The sequence below is a fragment of the Ruegeria sp. AN11 genome (assembly GCF_056536005.1).
In genome coordinates, this window is record NZ_JBQFJD010000001.1 from 1,249,767 (window position 1) to 1,268,375 (window position 18,609).

Annotated in this window: 18 protein-coding genes; 9 read left to right on the forward strand and 9 right to left on the reverse strand. The window is 59.5% G+C overall.

Features of this window, described 5'->3' with window-relative positions; all coding sequences use genetic code 11:
• Positions 1-40: 40 nt before the first annotated feature.
• The 4 genes from eno to ACR3EQ_RS06165 form a co-directional block, all read right to left on the reverse strand.
• Positions 41-1,315, reverse strand: a complete 1,275-nt coding sequence (eno, locus tag ACR3EQ_RS06150; RefSeq protein WP_170610557.1) for a phosphopyruvate hydratase — start codon at positions 1,313-1,315, stop codon at positions 41-43.
• A 145-nt stretch (positions 1,316-1,460) separates the two neighbouring features.
• Complete coding sequence (locus ACR3EQ_RS06155) at positions 1,461-2,342, reverse strand: DMT family transporter (protein WP_170610554.1); 882 nt, start codon at positions 2,340-2,342, stop codon at positions 1,461-1,463.
• A gap of 136 nt (positions 2,343-2,478) precedes the next feature.
• Positions 2,479-2,892: a Fur family transcriptional regulator gene (locus ACR3EQ_RS06160; RefSeq protein WP_170610551.1), complete on the reverse strand. Its 414-nt coding sequence runs from the start codon at positions 2,890-2,892 to the stop codon at positions 2,479-2,481.
• Between the two features lie 78 nt (positions 2,893-2,970).
• Positions 2,971-3,675, reverse strand: coding sequence for an endonuclease/exonuclease/phosphatase family protein (locus ACR3EQ_RS06165; RefSeq protein ID WP_170610549.1), 705 nt, complete (start codon positions 3,673-3,675; stop codon positions 2,971-2,973).
• A gap of 171 nt (positions 3,676-3,846) precedes the next feature.
• Here ACR3EQ_RS06165 and ACR3EQ_RS06170 point away from each other — a divergent pair, with 171 nt between their 5' ends.
• The gene (locus ACR3EQ_RS06170) at positions 3,847-4,812 is read left to right on the forward strand and encodes a cation transporter (RefSeq protein ID WP_170610546.1); all 966 of its coding nucleotides are present in this window, start codon (positions 3,847-3,849) and stop codon (positions 4,810-4,812) included.
• A gap of 9 nt (positions 4,813-4,821) precedes the next feature.
• Here the strand turns inward: ACR3EQ_RS06170 and ACR3EQ_RS06175 are convergent, their stop codons facing one another.
• The gene (locus tag ACR3EQ_RS06175; protein WP_480490094.1) at positions 4,822-6,240 is read right to left on the reverse strand and encodes a protein adenylyltransferase SelO; all 1,419 of its coding nucleotides are present in this window, start codon (positions 6,238-6,240) and stop codon (positions 4,822-4,824) included.
• Between the two features lie 85 nt (positions 6,241-6,325).
• On the opposite strand from ACR3EQ_RS06175, the gene ACR3EQ_RS06180 reads away from it, so the two are divergent.
• Together ACR3EQ_RS06180 and ACR3EQ_RS06185 are read left to right on the forward strand one after the other, a co-directional pair.
• Entirely contained in the window at positions 6,326-6,745 is a 420-nt protein-coding gene (locus tag ACR3EQ_RS06180; RefSeq protein ID WP_170610541.1) for a cupin domain-containing protein, read from the forward strand.
• Positions 6,746-6,749: 4 nt separating this feature from the next.
• Complete coding sequence (locus ACR3EQ_RS06185; protein ID WP_480490096.1) at positions 6,750-7,640, forward strand: fatty acid desaturase; 891 nt, start codon at positions 6,750-6,752, stop codon at positions 7,638-7,640.
• A 65-nt stretch (positions 7,641-7,705) separates the two neighbouring features.
• On the opposite strand, the gene ACR3EQ_RS06190 is transcribed toward ACR3EQ_RS06185, so the two are convergent.
• Entirely contained in the window at positions 7,706-8,833 is a 1,128-nt protein-coding gene (locus tag ACR3EQ_RS06190; RefSeq protein ID WP_480440526.1) for an anhydro-N-acetylmuramic acid kinase, read from the reverse strand.
• Between the two features lie 241 nt (positions 8,834-9,074).
• Here ACR3EQ_RS06190 and ACR3EQ_RS06195 point away from each other — a divergent pair, with 241 nt between their 5' ends.
• The 5 genes from ACR3EQ_RS06195 (at position 9,075) to ACR3EQ_RS06215 (ending at position 14,639) form a co-directional block, all read left to right on the forward strand.
• Positions 9,075-10,367 (forward strand): MFS transporter, encoded by a 1,293-nt coding sequence (locus ACR3EQ_RS06195; RefSeq protein ID WP_170610532.1) that lies wholly within the window; start codon positions 9,075-9,077, stop codon positions 10,365-10,367.
• Between the two features lie 87 nt (positions 10,368-10,454).
• On the forward strand, positions 10,455-11,705 hold the full coding sequence (gene tyrS, locus ACR3EQ_RS06200) for a tyrosine--tRNA ligase (protein ID WP_170610530.1): 1,251 nt from the start codon (positions 10,455-10,457) through the stop codon (positions 11,703-11,705).
• Positions 11,706-11,964: 259 nt separating this feature from the next.
• Positions 11,965-13,233, forward strand: a complete 1,269-nt coding sequence (locus ACR3EQ_RS06205; RefSeq protein WP_480490097.1) for an agmatinase family protein — start codon at positions 11,965-11,967, stop codon at positions 13,231-13,233.
• Between the two features lie 181 nt (positions 13,234-13,414).
• The gene (locus ACR3EQ_RS06210) at positions 13,415-13,756 is read left to right on the forward strand and encodes a DUF3299 domain-containing protein (RefSeq protein WP_480490099.1); all 342 of its coding nucleotides are present in this window, start codon (positions 13,415-13,417) and stop codon (positions 13,754-13,756) included.
• Between the two features lie 127 nt (positions 13,757-13,883).
• Complete coding sequence (locus ACR3EQ_RS06215) at positions 13,884-14,639, forward strand: 3-hydroxyacyl-CoA dehydrogenase (RefSeq protein WP_480490101.1); 756 nt, start codon at positions 13,884-13,886, stop codon at positions 14,637-14,639.
• 72 nt (positions 14,640-14,711) lie between these two features.
• On the opposite strand, the gene ACR3EQ_RS06220 is transcribed toward ACR3EQ_RS06215, so the two are convergent.
• The 3 genes from ACR3EQ_RS06220 to ACR3EQ_RS06230 form a co-directional block, all read right to left on the reverse strand.
• Positions 14,712-16,520, reverse strand: a complete 1,809-nt coding sequence (locus tag ACR3EQ_RS06220; RefSeq protein ID WP_480490103.1) for an ABC-F family ATP-binding cassette domain-containing protein — start codon at positions 16,518-16,520, stop codon at positions 14,712-14,714.
• A gap of 68 nt (positions 16,521-16,588) precedes the next feature.
• A complete protein-coding gene (locus ACR3EQ_RS06225; RefSeq protein WP_480490105.1) occupies positions 16,589-17,323 on the reverse strand; it encodes a GNAT family N-acetyltransferase in 735 nt (244 codons plus the stop codon).
• A 98-nt stretch (positions 17,324-17,421) separates the two neighbouring features.
• Positions 17,422-17,898 (reverse strand): outer membrane protein assembly factor BamE, encoded by a 477-nt coding sequence (locus ACR3EQ_RS06230; protein WP_170610518.1) that lies wholly within the window; start codon positions 17,896-17,898, stop codon positions 17,422-17,424.
• 85 nt (positions 17,899-17,983) lie between these two features.
• Between ACR3EQ_RS06230 and ACR3EQ_RS06235 the strand changes: the two genes are divergently transcribed.
• On the forward strand, positions 17,984-18,520 hold the full coding sequence (locus ACR3EQ_RS06235) for a YceD family protein (RefSeq protein WP_480490107.1): 537 nt from the start codon (positions 17,984-17,986) through the stop codon (positions 18,518-18,520).
• Positions 18,521-18,609: the final 89 nt, after the last annotated feature.

The window sequence follows — 18,609 nt, forward strand, 5'->3', positions numbered from 1 at the left end:
TCAGTCAGGATTCTTATTATTTTTGCCGAAGGGCTCCGACTCAGCGCAGGATCGATGCTCCGGCATATTCCGCGACCTCACCCAGTGACTCCTCGATCCGGATCAGTTGGTTGTACTTGGCCAGCCGGTCGGACCGCGCGAGCGAGCCGGTTTTGATCTGACCACAGTTGGTTGCAACCGCCAGATCAGCGATGGTTGCGTCCTCGGTCTCGCCCGAGCGGTGCGACATCACATTGGTGTAGCGTGCGCGATGCGCCATATCGACAGCGCGCAGGGTCTCGGTCAGCGATCCGATCTGGTTTACCTTGACCAGCATCGAGTTGGCACAACCGCGCTCGATCCCTTCGGCCAGACGCGCCGGGTTAGTTACAAACAGATCATCACCCACCAACTGCACCTTGTCGCCGATCATGTCGGTCAGAGCTTTCCAGCCGTCCCAGTCATCCTCGGACATGCCGTCTTCGATCGAGATGATCGGGTAATCCTTGACCAGCGCCGCCAGATACTCGGCATTTTCCTCGGACGTCAGCGAGATATTCTCGCCCGACAGGACGTATTTGCCGTCCCTGTAGTATTCAGTTGCCGCACAATCCAGCGCCAGGTGGATTTCCTCGCCCGGCTTGTAGCCTGCCTTTTCGATGGACTGCAGGATGAAATCCAGAGCCTCGCGGGTGGACGCAATATTGGGGGCAAAGCCGCCCTCATCGCCGACACCGGTGGCCAGACCAGCGGCTGACAACTCGCGTTTCAGCGTGTGGAACACCTCGGACCCCATGCGCACGGCTTCGCGGATATTCGCGGCCGAGGTGGGCATGATCATGAATTCCTGAATGTCTATCGGGTTGTCTGCATGTTCACCGCCGTTGATGATGTTCATCATCGGTACAGGCAGAACACGGGCCGAAGTGCCGCCCACATAGCGATACAATGGCTGCGTGGTGAAATCCGCTGCGGCCTTGGCAGTCGCCAGCGAGACACCCAGGATTGCGTTTGCGCCCAGACGGCCCTTGTTTTCGGTCCCGTCCAGTTCGATCATCGCCTGATCGATCGCCACCTGCTCGGTCGCGTCATAGCCCACCAGTTCTTCCGCGATCTCACCGTTCACGGCGGCGACGGCTTCCAGAACGCCCTTGCCCATATAGCGCGACTTGTCGCCATCGCGCTTTTCCACCGCTTCATAGGCGCCGGTTGATGCGCCAGAGGGCACAGCGGCGCGGCCCATGGTGCCGTCTTCCAGGATCACGTCCACTTCGACCGTCGGGTTGCCCCGGCTGTCCAGAATTTCACGTGCATGGATGTCGATGATGGTGCTCATAAGGCCCGTCCCTGTGGCTGCGTTCAGTTGCACGCCTCATACCATCACCGGGTGAAAAGTAAACCGGTCATGTTATCGCTAACACGCTAATCAGGTGGCCTTTAGGGCTAACAGCATCCTGTTTGCGCCAACCTGCGACGATCCGTCAGGCCGCAACCGCCATGGCACGCGCCAGACGGCGCTCGCGAACAAAGGTGTAAAGGCCGGAACCCATGATCAGCATGGCACCGGCCAGTGTCATCTGGTCGGGACGTTCGCCGAACATCAGCATCCCTGCGGCAATCGAGAAGACCAGGCGGGTGTACCGGAATGGCGTCAGGGCCGACGCCTCACCGATCCGCATCGCGGTTACGATGCCATAATATCCCAGAACGCCAAACCCGATCGCGCCAAGATAAGGACCGATCTGCGCCGTTTGCAGCGGAATGACCGGTTGAGCCGAAAACACCATCAGAACCGCACCGGCAAACGCCACCGCGATGTAGGCCTGCAGCGCCACAACAGATGACGCGACGCGAACATCAAGTTTCCGCGTGATCAGATCCCGCGCCGCAATGGCAATCACGGTTGCCACGACAAACAGGGACTCGGGCTGGAAACCTTCAAGTCCGGGACGAATGATCATCAGAACACCGATGAAGCCAACGCCAATCGCGCTCCACCGCCGCCAGCCTACCTGTTCCCCAAGAAACAGCGCCGCCCCCATTGTCACCGCAAGCGGCATCGCCTGGAACACGGCTGCAACTGTGGACAGGTCGACAAGCGACAGGGCGGTAACAAAGGTCAGTGCCCCCACCGCTTCGGTCGCGGCACGGGCCAGAGGCAACGGCTGCCACGCCACCGGATCAAGGATGCGTTTGCGTGTGGCCAACGACATCAGCACGAAGACAAGGCTGCAAAACAGCCCCAGAACAATCATGATCTGGCCGGTCGAAACACTGGTCGACAGATGCTTGATGAACATGTCTTCAAGCGAAAAGGCCGCCATCGAGCCAATGATCAGCAATATGCCGTTTACGTTGTTCATGCGCGTGTCCGTTTGGGTGGGCTGAAAAAATCTGAGCCTGTGAGTCACCAAAACCGGAACATTCGCGACGTCGCAAGCCGGATTACGACAGGTTTAATGAATTGATTTGAAGCGACCAATCGCTTTTCGTGATGGGTCAGTCCTGTTCCAGCGGAACACCATACAGTTCCAGCCGGTGCCCTTTCAGCTTGTAGCCCAGCTTGGCGGCAATCTTTTCCTGCAGTGCCTCGATCTCGGGATCAACGAACTCGATCACCTCGCCCGACTGCATGTCGATCAGATGATCGTGGTGATCGCGCTCGGCGTCCTCATACCGCGCGCGTCCGTCGCCGAATTCCAGCCGCTCCAGTATTCCCGCCTCTTCGAACAATTTGACGGTCCGGTAGACTGTGGCAATGGAAATGCCGGAATCAACGGCCGAGGCGCGCGTGTACAGTTCTTCGACATCCGGATGGTCTTCGCTTTCCTCCAGCACCTGGGCAATTGTGCGGCGCTGCCCCGTCATGCGCAGCCCTTTGGCTTCGCATCGGGTGATGATCGTATCCGGCATGATGACCCCCAGAAGTGTTCGGGTTTCTGTCTTAGTACGTCTGCACGGCGCGCGCCACAGGTGATTTTCCAGTGCGCCCTAGACTGCAGACCGCAGGTCAGCCCAGACCGGCAGATGATCCGACGCAATATGCGCCGGCCGCGCGTTATGTACACCGTGCAGCATTGCCTCAAGGCCGCCGCCCAGCGCGATTCGGTCCAGCGCGCCCAGGGGTTGCGCCGCCGGAAAGCTTGCGACCGGAGGCAGAAACCGCATGCCCGGAACCAGGTGATCCAGCACGGGCTGACGCGACCATTCGTTGAAATCCCCCGCCCAGACAGTCGGCATACTGTTCTGCCCCGCATCGCTGCGCCTGAGTTGCGTCAACTGCTGGCGGCGTGATGCGGGCAGCAGGCCCAGATGCATCCCCATAACCCGAAGCGGACCGATCTGAGTATCGAATTCCACCTGAACGGCCCCGCGCGGCTCCAGCCCCGGCAACTCGTGATGGGATGCGCTGCGCACCTGTATGGCGTCACCCCGCCAGATTACCGCGTTCCCGTGCCAGCCCAGGCTGCCCGCGCCGCCCAGGTCGACAATGTTCCAGCCAGCTTCGTCCAGCATGAAATGCGGCAGCGCCGCAGGCCGGGGTGGCAGACGTTTGTCGGCCTCCTGCAAAACCACGATATCCGCTTTCATTCCCTCCAGAACCTGAAGGATACGCTGCGGTTGACGCCGAAGGTCCAGCCCGACGCATTTCTGAATGTTGTAACTGGCAAGTCGAAGGGTCGGCGAACGGGTCATGGGCTTCCGGTTGTCGTAGACTTCTAAGATTGCGTCGCCCGTTCCCGTGTGCAACCCCGGAATGCTTGTTTTTCGGTGCAATATCCGCGCAGTTCAAATCATTGGCGAAATGCACGCTATTGACTATTTGTGCAGCGGATTGATGTTACTTCGGGGTAAAACGGGATGGCAATGCCGGACACAGACAAGAAGAAACGCCTCGAAGGTCGGTCGCTGCTTGTGGCCATGTGGGGCAACCTGTTCATGGCCGGGGCCGGTATTCTGGCCGGTATCCTGTCAAACTCCAATGCCATCATGATGGATGGCCTGTTTTCATTGATCGGTTTCGGCTCTGCCGTTCTGGGCCGCCGGATCAGCCAGCGCGTCGGCGCAGGACCCGACAAGCTGCGTCCCTTCGGATATGCGGCGGACGAGGCCATCTTCTCCACCTTCCGTGCCCTGTCACTGCTGGGGCTTGTCCTGTTCGCCATCACAAACGCAATCAAGAACATCTACAGCTACCTCAGCGGCATTGATCCCGAGCCGCTGAATTTCGCGCCCATGTTCGTGTATTTCGCAATGATCGGGGCCACCTGTCTTTTCCTTTGGGCCTTTCATCACTTCACCTGGCGCAAGACCGGAAAGAACAGTTCGATCCTGCGTCTGGAGGCCCGCGCTTCGCTTTTTGATGGTATGATCACCGCCGCCGCCGGACTGGGTCTGGGTGCCATCTACCTGTTCCGCGATGGCCCCCTTGCGCCCATCGCTCCGATCGGGGACTCGATCATCGTTCTGGTGCTCTGTCTGCTGGCTGTCGGTACCTATTTTCGCGAGTTCCGGGGCGGTTTGGGAGAACTGGCGAATGTCACCGCAAACCCGGAACATCTGGCGACCGCGCGCCGGGCCCTGCGCGAAGCCATCGCCGAAGACGGCGGAACCTTGCGGGACATGTCTGTGACAAAACAGGGGCGCAGCTTTTTGGTGACGGTCTACTATGATCCGGGCCGCCCCGTCACTGCAAACGAAATCGACACCCTGAACCTGCGTATGATCAGCGATGCACGAACCGCACTACCTGAATCGGATGTGTTGCTTTTGGTCACCCAGTACCAACGGCGCTGGCCGGACACGATCAACCCGTATCAGGCGAAACCCTAGCCTCTGCGCTCACGTGCCACAGAAGGTCGCCCGGACCACCTCACTTTCGGTCGGGGGCCGCATCGAGCCGGCCGCATCGGGCTGATCCACGTATGGGTTCGCCAGTACCTTATTCAGACGGTGAAACGGCGCGTAGTCTCCTTTCACGGCGGACTGAATCATCTGTTCGACACGGTGATTACGCGGGATGAAAGCCGGATTGGCCATTGCCATAACGCTTTTCGGGTCTGCCTCGCGTGCCAGACGCGCATGCCATCCTTCGGCCCAGGCGTCAAACGCCTCGCGCTCGGTGAACTGGTCCCGTGCAGCATCGCTGCCCAGCGCGCGGAAGGTATTAGTGAAATCGGCGCCGTTCTGGGCCATCCGTGTCAGCAGGTCGGAAATCATTTCAAGGTCGCCGTCCTCTGCCGTCGCAAGACCGATCTTGGCCCGGAACCGGCGCAACCAGTTCGCCTGCAGCAGCTCGGGCATGGCGTGCACGATCTCCGTCGCCTCCTCGACGGCGGCTTCCTTGTCCTCTATCTGCTGGATCAGCGATGTGGCCAGTTGCGCCACATTCCAGACGGCAATCTCGGGCTGGTTGGAATAGGCATACCGCCCCATCCGGTCAATCGAACTGTAGACCGTGTTCGGATGATAGCTGTCCATGAAGGCACACGGCCCGTAATCGATGGTCTCTCCGGCAACCGAGCAATTGTCGGTGTTCATCACCCCGTGAATAAACCCCACACTCATCCAGCCCGCGATCAGTTGCGCCTGCGCGTCGACAACCGCACGCAGCAGGCCCATCGGACCCTCTGCGTCGGGATAATGGCGCGCAATCGCATAGTCCGTCAGTCGTTTCAAACTGTCCAACTGCCCGCGCGCGGCAAAGACCTGAAACGTGCCGACCCGCAGATGGCTTTGCGCGATCCGGGTCAGAACCGCGCCGGGCAACGGGCCTTCCCGCAGAACGACCTCACCCGTTTCCACTGCCGCCAGCGCCCGGGTCGTCGGGATGCCCAGCGCGTGCATGGCTTCGGACACCACGTATTCGCGCAGCACCGGCCCCAGCCAGGCGCGTCCGTCCCCTTGCCGCGAAAACGGGGTCGGTCCTGATCCTTTCAACTGAATGTCCCGGCGCACCCCATCCGTGCCGACCGTCTCACCCAAAAGCACGGCGCGGCCATCGCCCAGTTGCGGATTGTAATGCCCGAACTGATGCCCGGCATAAAGCTGCGCCAACGGTTCGGCCCCTGCAGGCACGGCGTTTCCGGCAAAGGTCTCGGCCATTTCCTGCACATCACCCGCAGAAATTCGCAGAACTTTGGCCAGATCGGCATTGAACGCGATCATCTGCGGTGCTCGAACAGGAACCGGCGCCTGCCGCGCAAAAAACGTATCCGGCAGTCGGGCGTAGGAATTGTCGAAGGGGATCGTCAGGGTCATGCGCCAAACATATGGCCTGTGCCTGCGATTGCCATAGCGGATTGCGCCATCCCGTGCATAATTGACCCGAACATCCGAGGATCAAATGACCGCACAAGAGATCATCAATCACCTGCAAATGCAGCGCCACCCTGAAGGCGGCTGGTTCCGGGAAACCTGGCGCGCCAGCAATTCAGGCCGCGCCACTGGAACCTGCATCTATTTCCTTCTGCAGCAAGACGAAAGCAGCCACTGGCACCGTGTCGATGCCACCGAAATCTGGCTTTACCACGCCGGCGCGCCGTTGGTCCTTTCGCTGAGCGCAACCAGCCACGGCCCGGCCACCGATCACCTGCTCACCCCCGATCTGTCTGAGGGTGAGCCGCAACTGATCGTGCCGGAAAACCACTGGCAATCCGCCCGCAGCACCGGCGCCTATACATTGGTCAGTTGCACGGTCTCGCCGGGGTTTCAGTTCGAAGGCTTCGAACTGGCCGAACCCGGCTTCGACATCCTGCGCGGCTGACCTCATGGATCACCGCGCACTCGTCTCTTCCATCCCGGCAGACACAAAGGACCGTCTGCAAAGGCACTCGGACATCTTCGGGTTGAAACATCTTCTGATCTATCTTGGGGTTCTGACTGCAACCAGTGCCGGCATCGCTGCACAAATCCCGTTCTGGCCCGTTCTGCTCTTGCCGCAGGGCATTCTTCTTGTCTTCCTGTTCACGCTCAGCCACGAATGCACCCACAAAACCCCGTTCCGGACCGGATGGCTCAACGACGCGGTCGGCCACGTGGTCTCGGTTCCCATCGCGCTGCCCTTCACATGGTTTCGCTTTTTCCACCTGGCCCACCACAAATGGACCAATCACCCGCAGAATGACCCCGAGCTCGACGGCAAGCCCCGCCCGGACAACTGGCGCAGCCTTGCGGTCTACCTCAGCGGCTGGCCATACTGGTCCGGCATGGCACAGGTGATGTTCCGAAACGCTTTCGGCAGGATCGACGCGCCCTACCTGCCCGCCCGCCAGCATCGCGCAATCCGGGCCGAGGCGCGCTGTCTCCTGTCCCTCTACACCCTCGCGGTCCTCAGCCTGTTGTTTTCCCCAACCCTCTTCTGGCTATGGATCCTTCCGGTTCTGATCGGCCAGCCGTTCCTGCGTCTCTACCTGTTGGCCGAACACGGCCTCTGCCCGCCCGTCGCCAACATGCTGGAAAACTCACGCACCACCTTCACCAACAGGCTGATCCGCTTTCTCGCCTGGAACATGCCCTACCACGCGGAACACCACGCGTTTCCGAACGTCCCGTTCCATCAGTTGCCCGAACTGCACCGCTGGACACAGGCGCATCTGAAATCCACGTCAAACGGCTATGCCGAATTCACCTCGGACTACGCCCAAAGCCTTAGCCGTTAGGATCCGTTCTTCATCTGGCCCCAAATATCCCGGGGTGAGGCCGCAAGGCCGAGGGGCAGCGCCCCTTACCCGCCAACCGCGACCCCACGGGACGGCGAGGATACAATCCCGCCCCCCACCAACGCCTTGACCCCGGTTGTTCCCGGGCACGAGGTCGGCAGCCCCCGCGCGACGCGCACCGCGAGATAGGCAAACGCCTGCGCCTCCAGCATGTCGCCATCCAATCCAACGGCCTCGACCGGTTCGACCGGACAGTCCAGTGACACACTCAGCATCTTCATCAGCACCGGATTGCGCCGTCCGCCGCCCGTAACCAGCACCCGTTCGGGCGGTTTCGGGCAATGTTCCATCCCCTGCGCCACACCGGCCGCGCACATTCCGGTCAGGGTTGCGACTGCATCCGCATCGCCGAGCTCTCTGACCAGTTCAATCATCTCGGCAAAATCGTTGCGATCCAGTGATTTCGGCGGCATCCGGGCAAAGAACGGCTCTGCCAGAAACAGCTCAAGCGCGCCTGTCTCCACCGTACCGCCCCGCGCCACGGCCCCGTCCCGATCCATTGGCAGACCCAAGCGCGCCTGCATCAGATCGTCAACCGGCGCGTTGGCCGGACCGGTGTCAAAAGCCAGCAATGCACCCGGCGTCTCTGGCCCGGCACAGGCCGGATCCACATAGGTCAGGTTGCCGACCCCGCCAAGGTTCAGGAAACACAGTGGCCGGGTCGCGCCAATCCATTTGGCGCAGGCAAAGTGAAAGAACGGTGCCAGCGGCGCCCCCTCGCCCCCCATCGCCACGTCGTCGCTGCGGAAATCCCAGACCACCGGCAAGCCCAGCGCCTGCGACAGGCCAACTCCATCGCCAACCTGCAACGTCCCTTGTGTTTTCGGCGCATGGGCCAGGGTCTGTCCGTGAAACCCGATGACGTCCACCTCTTCGAACTCTGACAGAAGCTCGGCATGGGCGCGGGTCACCAACTCTTCCGCCGCGTCGACCTCGGGGCCGTGCCAGCGTCCCAGTGCCTTGCGCAACAGCGTGCGTTCCTCATCCGAATACGCGCGGTACAGGCTTTCCCCAAACCCGAGAATCTCGCGCCCGTCCGTTACCACCACGGCGGCATCCACCCCGTCCAGGGAAGTTCCGGACATGGCGCCCAAAGCTCTGACGGACCCGTTTTTCTTGATGGCCTGCCCCACCCTTGTCTCTCCTGCAACTTCATTCTGCGCCTGAAATCCCGGCGTCAGGCTCAACCTGCCCATGTATAGCCGCACAAAGCAAGTCGCATGGAATTCGCCGATCACAAGGCAACCGAAATCGTTGCCTCAAATCTATATCCAGCCCGGCACCGCACTCCGACACTCGGGGGATTTGCGAAAAAGTGACCGAGTATGGCAAGTTACAACCGTATCGAAACCTGAACACCCGAGTCATTACCCGATGCAGCGACCGGACACCCCCGAGGGCACCAATCCGATTGAAGCCCGCAACTACCAGCTGATTTTCTGGTCAGGCGCGCTGGCGACGATCGGCGGGCAACTGGTCAACCCCCGGCTGGTTCTGCCATTCCTCTATCTTGCGCTTGGAGCCCCCACCTTCGTTGCAGGCCTGCTGCTGCCGTTTGTCACCGGCGCAAGGCTGATCGCTGAAATCTTCGTCTCGCCCTTCATCAACCGCGTGACCCGCGCGAAAGTGGCGGTCTATATCCCAAACATCCTGACCGGGGCCATCCTGGCCGTCGTGGCGTTGTTTGCCACCAACCTGCCACAGATCATGGTGGTCGCATTGTTCCTGATTACCGCGATCATCATGGGCCTGTGTCAGGGGATCACCAGCCTCGGCACCAGCCAGATCTACGGCGTCTCGGTTCCCAAGGCCAAGCGCAACCGGATGGTCTTTGCCCAGGCCACGATCTCGGGCGTTCTGGCAATCGTGATCGTCTGGATCACCAAGGATCTTCTGGCCTCAGAAGAACCCCTGCAACGCCATATCGTCGTCATGTGGTGCGGTGTTGTCGCGATGTTTGCCGCCGGTATCAGCTTTGCCGGTGTCCGCCTGCTTGAGGAAGAACACGCTGCCAAACCCGCACCGGCACAAAAGCCCAAGCCCCTTGCCGAGCTTGCCACCGGCTTCAAAACCGGCATGGCCCTGGGCTGGTATCGCAAATTTCTGACCGCCCGTATGATCTTCATCTCGGTGGAACTGGCCATGCCGTTCTACACCATCCACGCGGCGACCTACCATGTGGGCACCAAACACTCGCTCAGCTACTTCGTCATGGCCGCCAGCGCAGGTGTCGTGATCGGCTCGGTCGTCTGGGGCTGGCTCAGCGGGCGCATGTCGGTCAAGCCGGTCATGTGGCTAGGGTGCCTGATTTCGATGATATCCGCCATTCTGGCGCTGGCGTTCACGATGCTGGGCTACGCACAGAACGTCTGGCTCTACGCGCTGGTGATCCTGCTGCTGTCCGTCGGAGGTAATGGCGTGATCTACGGTCGCTACCTCTATCTGATCGAGTTGACCGAGGAAAAGGAACGTCCCTACCTTGTTGCACTGGGGGACGTGATTGCCGGATTGGTCGGCATCGTGTTCGCCGCCATTCTTGGCGCCGTGGCGCATCTGCATGACCCGGTCACGCCCATTTTCGTGCTGGCGGTGCTGAACCTGATCGCAATGATATACGCGTTCAGCCTGCCACCGGTCGACCAGTCACCTGAACCGAAAGACCCTTAGGCATCGATCTCAGCGAAAAAGGTGCCTTTCCCTTACTCATCCCGCCGCCTATACAGTGCCCCGCAACATCAACCCCGAGGGCACGATATGAACTACCACCCCAAATCGGATTTCATCGCCACGATGATCGAGCGCGGCTTTCTCGCCGACTGCACCGATTATCAGGGCCTTGACGACGCGCTGATCAGCGGGGTGCAAACTGCCTATATCGGATATGACGCCACAGCGCAGTCGCTGCACGTGGGCCATTTGATGAACATCATGGTTCTGCGCTGGCTGCAAAAGACCGGCCACAAGCCGATTACCCTGATGGGTGGCGGCACGACCAAGGTGGGCGATCCCTCGTTCCGCTCGGACGAGCGCCCTCTGCTGGGCCCCGAACAGATCGACGCCAATATCGCGGGCATGAGGCAGGTTTTCGCCAAATACCTGTCCTATGACGACAGCGAAACCGGCGCGCTGATGCTGAACAATGCCGAATGGCTGGACAGTCTGAACTACCTCGATTTCCTGCGCGATATCGGGCGGCATTTCTCAGTCAACCGGATGCTGAGCTTTGAATCGGTGAAATCACGGCTGGATCGTGAACAATCGCTGTCCTTCCTCGAATTCAACTACATGATCCTGCAGGCCTACGACTTCCTTGAACTGAACCGCCGCTATGGCTGCGTTCTGCAGATGGGCGGCTCGGACCAGTGGGGTAACATCGTCAACGGCATCGACCTGACCCGCCGGGTTCTGGATCAGGAGATTTACGGCCTGACCACGCCGCTGCTGACGACCAGCGATGGCCGCAAGATGGGCAAGTCGCAGGGCGGCGCGGTCTGGCTGAACGGCGACATGCTGAGCGCTTACGAATTCTGGCAGTTCTGGCGCAACACCACCGACGCAGATGTGGGCCGCTTCCTTAAAATCTTCACGGAACTCCCTGTCGAGGAATGCGACCGCATGGGCGCGCTGGCCGGGTCCGAGATCAACGAGGCCAAAATCCGTCTCGCCAACGAAGTCACCACGCTGCTGCATGGGGCCGACGCCGCCGCGACGGCAGAAGCCACCGCCCGCGAGGTTTTCGAAAAAGGCGGTGTCGGAGGTGATCTGCCCACCCTGACCCTCAGCGTGGATGAACTGGGCGACGGCATGTCCATCGTGCAGATCATCGTGAAATCCGGCCTGGCAAAATCGGGCAAGGAAGCCAAACGCCTGATCGCCGAAAACGGCGCCAAACTGGACGACGCACCGTTGACGGATGCGGGCCTGATGATCGACGCAGGCGCGCTGTCTTCACCGATCAAGCTGAGCGCCGGAAAAAAGCGTCATGCGCTGGTGCAGCTGGGCTGAAGACAAATACAATTCTTCGAAGCGGCCATCTGACCGGTGGCCGTTTTCGTTTGACCGCCAAGCTTAACCATGGGCGGAGCGCCAGCTAAGTGGACAAGGTCGCAAGTCTGGAAAAGAAACTCTGGATTTGCAGGAGGAAAAACATGCTGACAAAAGGCCTTAAATCCCAGTGCAAAGGACACGCCCGAGCCAGAATTTGCGAAAATCCGCAGTTTCGGCGATAGTTTCGGTTCAGCCAAAACCAAGGGAGGAGCCTCCGGTGTTTCAAAGTCTCCAATTCACGCTCGCTATTTTGTGCGTTGCCTTTGCAAGTTCCGCAAACGCTCAAATTTATGGTCATGAATTCGAAGGTGCCCAAGCACCGATCCGTGAGGGGGAACAACCCGCTATTCCTTTGGACACTGAAGATCCAACTTACAATGCATGGCGCACTCCTTTGCCAAGTTTTGAAGGAGAGCGTGAAGGACGAGAACCCGGGGTTGTCGACCCTCAGCGTTTCCCTGGTCAAGGCTATATGCAACTCCCAACTTTCTTGCACCAACCGTTAGCATTCACGCCCGGCGATCTAGCCGCTGCTGAAGTTGACGTCGCCATCATGGGTGCCTTTACTGACATGGGGACCGGCGCACGCGGGGCGTCGCGCGGTCCGAATGCAGTTCGTAACTCCTCGTTGTATCTCGGCCGTGGGGCGCGGCAGCCGCATATGCACGTCATGGTTGATCCGCTGCAGGAAATGACAGTTGTTGACTACGGAAACGCCCCGAACGACATCATGAGCACCGAGCGCACAATTCATGCGGTCCGTTCTTTTGTTGGTCAGGCAGCGGCAGTGCAACACGCTGACGGCAGCCATGTGATACCTTTTATTGTTGGTGGTGATCATTCACTGATGTACCCAAACGTCGCTGCGATGACGGACGTTTATGGAAAAGGCAATGTGGGCGTCGTTCATTTCGATGCACACTACGATGCCGGAAAGTATGGCTTTGGACACCTGATCAACCATGGCATGCCTGTTTTCAGGTTGATCGAAGAAGACTTGGTCGAGGGCAAAAACTTCATTCAAGTCGCATTGCGCGGATACTACCCGGATGAAAAAGCGTTTGAGTGGATGCGCACCAACCAATTCCGCTATCATACCATGGCCGAGATCGAACATCGCGGCTGGGACGCGGTTATGGAAGACGTCATTGTCGAAGCAAATGACGGGCCGGAGTTTATCTATATCTCTTTCGACATCGACACTTTTGACCCGGCATTTGTCCCCGGCACGGGAACGCCCGAACCTGGCGGCCTGATGCCGCGCGAGATCTTTCCGATAATTCGTCGTCTCTGCGCCGAGTCGAATGTGATTGGGTTCGAAATTGTCGAACTGGCTCCGTTGATGGACCCAACCTACGTTTCGGCTTTGAATGCCAATCGAACGATCAGGGAATGCCTGACCGGCATTGCGATGCGTAAACAGGGTCTGACCGAACCGGATTACAAAAGCCCGCTCACTGTTTCACACGGTCAGAATGACAATTAGGCTTCCGGTATGTTCAGTCTTCTTTGTTTCTCTGACCGGTTTGGCAGCACAGTCCGAGCCGCAGAAGATTTCATGGTCTGATCTTCGCGAAGGCCGCCTTGTCGAGTGCGCTCAGTTTTTGGATGAATACCTGTCAAACCCAAGTTGCCTGCCCAGAGACTTAAGCGATCGCATGCTATCGATGCAGATTGCCGAATGCGTGCCGGGGAACTCTGACCTGGAAGGCGGCCTTGTTCTCATTGCCGGGTACGCTCATCCCGTTGAGTTTGAATTCAAGGACGTGAAAGACTTCCTGTTGGTGCCACTGTTGTCTCAGACGTGCCGGCATCCAACCGCACCACTTCCTGATCAGGTAATTTCTGTTGAGTATCCGGAAGGCGTCGACATATCTGCGGACCCGGTTTGGGTGACAGGTGAAATCTTCATCCGACAGTCTCAGAGCGAACTCGCGCCTTCAGTCTACAAGATCAAAGCTTCGGACGTTGTCACAGCAACCATTCCTGACGTCTCAGCCGCCGAGTGAAACCACCCGTCAGGCGATACACTACCCAATTGGGACGGAAACGGACCTTCCTGCACACACGACTGGACAGGCATAGCCTCTTCCCATTAAATGAACGCACGTTCAAATCACCGCAGAGGAACCCGCCATGCAATTGTCCACCACAGCCGCGATCGTCACCGGCGGCGCATCCGGATTGGGCGAAGCCACTGCCCGCTATTTTGCCGAAAACGGTGCTCAGGTCACGATTCTGGACCGGGACGCCGACCGGGGAACGCAGGTGGCAGAGGATATCAATGGGCACTTTGCGAATACGGATGTAACTGACGAGGCCTCGGTCTCTGCTGCCATCGCATTGGCCACGGACAAGATGGGCAAGATCACGGCCGCCGTGAACTGCGCCGGTATCGCTTATGGCATCAAGACGGTCGGCAAGGATGGCCCCCACCCGCTGGACGCGTTCCAGCGAACCATCGACATCAATCTGGTCGGCACCTTCAACGTGTCACGTCTCGCCGCAACCGAGATGGCGCGGAACGAACCCGAACCCGACGGCGCACGCGGGGTGATCATCAACACGGCGTCGATCGCGGCTTTCGACGGTCAGAAAGGTCAGGCCGCCTATGCTGCCTCCAAAGGTGGTGTGGTGGGCATGACCCTGCCCATGGCCCGTGATCTGGCCTCGACCGGCATACGCGTCATGACCATCGCGCCCGGTATCTTCATGACCCCGATGCTGGCCGGGTTGCCGGAAGAGGTGCAGCAGCAGCTTGCCGCCGACGTGCCCAATCCGCCCCGTCTGGGTGATCCGCGTGAATACGGGCGGCTGGCTGGATTCATCGTCGAGATGGGTTACCTGAACGGCGAAGTCATCCGCATCGACGGCGCGCTGCGCATGCGCTGATGCACCGAATACGGCCGCAGGAATTTGGTACAAATCAAACACACCCGGGATGGCGGGACGTACAAAACAGTACTAAGTGCCCTCGGCCTTTTCTTCCAGCATCAGCCATTCTTCCTCGGCGGCGGACAGTTTCTCCTGCCGCTCGACCAGCGCATCGGTGGCTTTCTGAAACTTGACCGGCTCGCGGGTAAACAGCTCCGGGTCGGACATCAGGTCTTCCAGCTTGGCAATCTCAGCCTCAAGGCGCGTGATCTCGGCCGGAAGCTTTTCCAACCGGTGCTTTTCCGAGAAGGACAGTCCCGATTTCGGCTTCGTTTCCTGCTTGACCTTTGCCTTTGAAGGTTTTGATTTTTCTTCTTTCTTATCGATCACGTCGCCGCGTTGCGCGATGTAATCCGACCAGCCGCCAGCATAGACCGTGGCGCGCCCATTACCCTCCATCGCGATGGTAGTGGTGGCCACGCGATCAAGAAAGTCCCGGTCATGGCTGACCAGCAAAACCGTGCCATCATAGTCGTCCAGCAGTTCCTGCAACAGGTCCAGCGTCTCGACATCCAGATCGTTGGTCGGTTCGTCCAGCACCAGCAGATTCGATGATTTTGCCATCAGCTTCGCCAACAGCAATCGTGCTTTTTCCCCACCAGACAAAGACTTAACGGCTGCTCTCGCCTGCCGCTCGTCGAACAGAAATTCCTTGAGATAGCCAACCACATGCTTGGGCTGGCCGCCGACCATAACCTGATCAGCCTTGCCCGACACCCGCATGTCCGGATCACCGGTCAGGCTGTCCCACAAGGTCATTTCGGGATCAAGCTGCGCCCGTGTCTGATCGAAAACCGCGATCTCCAGATTGGTCCCCAGGTTGACCGCGCCCTCATCCGGCGCCTCTTGTCCCAGAAGCATCTTCAACAGCGTCGTCTTGCCCACACCATTGGGCCCGACAAAGGCCACACGGTCACCGCGCTGAACCAGCAGATCGAAATTTCGCACGATCTGCGTATCCCCAAAGCTCTTGGCCAGCCCTTCGGCCACAATCACCTTTCGGCCGGATTTCGGGCCGGATTCCAATGACATGGCGGCAGCGCCCTGACGTTTGATCTGCGCTGCTTTCTCCGCCCGCAGCGCCTGCAAGGCACGCACACGACTCTGGTTGCGCTTGCGTCTGGCGCTAATGCCCTCAACTGCCCATTTCGCCTCGGACTTGATCAGCCGGTTCAGCTTGTGGCGTTGCTGGTCTTCCTCCTCCCAGACCTTGTCCCGCCACACCTCGAACGCGTCAAACCCCTGTTCCTGCCGCCGCACCGACCCGCGATCAATCCACAAAGTCGCCCGCGTCAGCGCGCGCAAAAAGGCACGGTCATGCGAGATCAGGACAAAAGCCGCCCGCGCTGACCCCAGCTCGCGTTCAAGCCACCCAATCGCTTCGATATCTAAATGGTTGGTCGGCTCGTCCAGCAACATAAGATTCGGGGCCTCGGCCATCAGCTTGGCCAGCGCCGCCCGCCGCCGCTCGCCGCCCGAGGCGGTCTCAACCGCGCGTGACGGGTCGAACTTCAACCCCTCACCGGCGCGTTCCACCTTGTACAGTTCGCCCGGCTCCAATCCGCTGGACGCGTAATCGCCCAGCGTTGCGAACCCTTCCATCGTCGGGTCCTGCTCCATGTACCCAACCGATTTTCCGGGCGGCACAACGATTTCGCCGTGATCAGGCTCGACCAGACCCGCCATCACTTTCATCAATGTGGATTTGCCTGATCCGTTGCGCCCGACAAGGGCCACCCGATCACCGGGCTGGACCACAAGATCAAGCCCGGAAAACACCGGATCACCCCCGAACGTCAGGGAAATACCGGACATCTGCAACAAAGGAATTCTCGCCATGCCCGCCAGCTAAACCGGCTGACGGGACGCGTCAACGCCCCCGCTTCACCTTTTCCAAAATACTCAAATCACCCGGCCACGGTTCGCAGCAAACGTTTGCGGCTCGGGGGTATCGCTCCGATCTCAAGCCCGGTAAACACATGCAACGTGTTCATGTGCCGATCCACCACCGCATGATCGCTGACCCAGCCCCCCATCATCAGATAGGTCCGCAACAGAGGCGGCATCCGCAGCATCGCCTTCTTCACATCCGGCCTGCGCCGCAGGCGCGCGGCAAAGCGGAAAACATCCGGTGCCTTGACCCGGGGCAACCAGCGCTTCGGTGCCAGATGGCGATGTTTGAGCATGGCGAATGCGTCCAGGTACTCAGCCGTCTCGGTGCCCGCGAAAGAGGAACAGCCAAACAGCATCCGGACCTCGTTCTCGTCCACATAAGTGGTCATGGCCCCCCATGCGACGCGCAGTATGTCGTGATCGAAACAGTCGGGATGTATGCAGAACCGCCCCATCTCAACCATCCGCCCGCTGAAACCTTCAAGCGCCGAAAGGTCATAGAATTGCGAGGAATAGCTGCGCCCAATTTCAGCGCCGCTGTTCATTGTCAGCATGCGGAAGCAGCAAACCAATTGCCCGCAGTTTCGCACGTCTTCAACCAGTATATGCGCGCAGATCGGATCGAAATCGTCCTGATCGGTCTGCCCCGTTCCAAAAGCCAGTGTCCGTAGTCGCTGCGCCGCCGCAACGTCCTGCGGTGACTGCGCAAGACGGGCGCGATACCGCCCCCTACCGAGCAAAAGTGCCATGGTCGCATCCTCCGCGGTTGCTGACCCGAAATCGACTTGCCGTATCGATACCATGCAATGTGTGACTGTCGTGTGACCATCGCAAGTTTGGCGGAACTTTAGTTTGTTGCCCCCGGGATGTTGGCCGGGTTGAAGTTGCCAATGTTACCGATCAGCTGGCGAATAAGCCCTTGGTCCTCGATGTTGGATTCGGTAACGCGGCGCTCCAGCGGCACTACGATTCCATCCTCCAGGCCAAAACGTTCAATGTTTCGCACAACACCCCGCTGGTCGAAACTGATGGCCAGCAACTCTCGCGATACCACTTCGGGCTTCTTGGGGCCGTAAAACCGGACACGCGACGCCACATAGTAGTACCCCGAATCCCGAACTACACCGGTCGAGGTGGGCGCGCCGACCGCTTCGGCCACGCTGTCGCGGGTGTCTACGCCAACTTTGATTTCTGCCAGCTCTTCGGCCGGTGGAATATAGCCGTGGTTTTTGTAGGTCGCCGTACAGGCACCCAGGGTTGCCAGGCACGCAGCAAAGACAAGCGTCTTTGACGCCGGATTGAACCTGTTCACGATCTTCAACATCTGCACCCTCTTGCCTTGGCCTCTTGCGGCTTCTATCCGATTACAGAAACCGGTGCCTCGGTTCAACACAGGAAAGGGCCATGAAGTGAGCAACCATACATCTCTGCGGGTGGCCGACCTGCCGCAAAATACGCCGACGCCGTTTGATTTGCGCCCCGGGACCCAATCATTAGCGGCAATCAAGGACGAACTTGGGCTGCTGGGGCTGCGCAAACTCAGCTTCAAGGGAGACGTGCGCGCGCAGGGAAAGCGAGACTGGGTGGTCAGCGGCAAGCTCGGCGCGACGGTCGTTCAGCCCTGTGTCGTCTCGCTGGATCCGGTGACAACCCGGATCGATATCCCGGTCACACGAGTATTTCTGGCCGACTGGAGCGACCCGGACGAAGAAGAGTTCGAAATTCCCGAAGGGGACGAAACCGAACCGCTGGGCGCTGAAATCGATCCGCAAGCGATCATGATCGAGGCGCTGTCGCTGGCCCTGCCCCAATACCCGCGCAAGGACGGCGCTGAACTGGGGCAAGCTGACTATACTGAGCCGGGCAAACAGGCGATGACGGATAAGGACGTCAAGCCGTTCGCCGGACTGGCCGGTTTGCGCGATGCGATGAAAAAAGACGAGTGACACGAGAGTGATTTCCTGTCATAGCAGGCGCTCAGAAAAATCGCTTGAACATGACGAGAATCGCAGTATTTTCGCGCGCTCATCGGAAT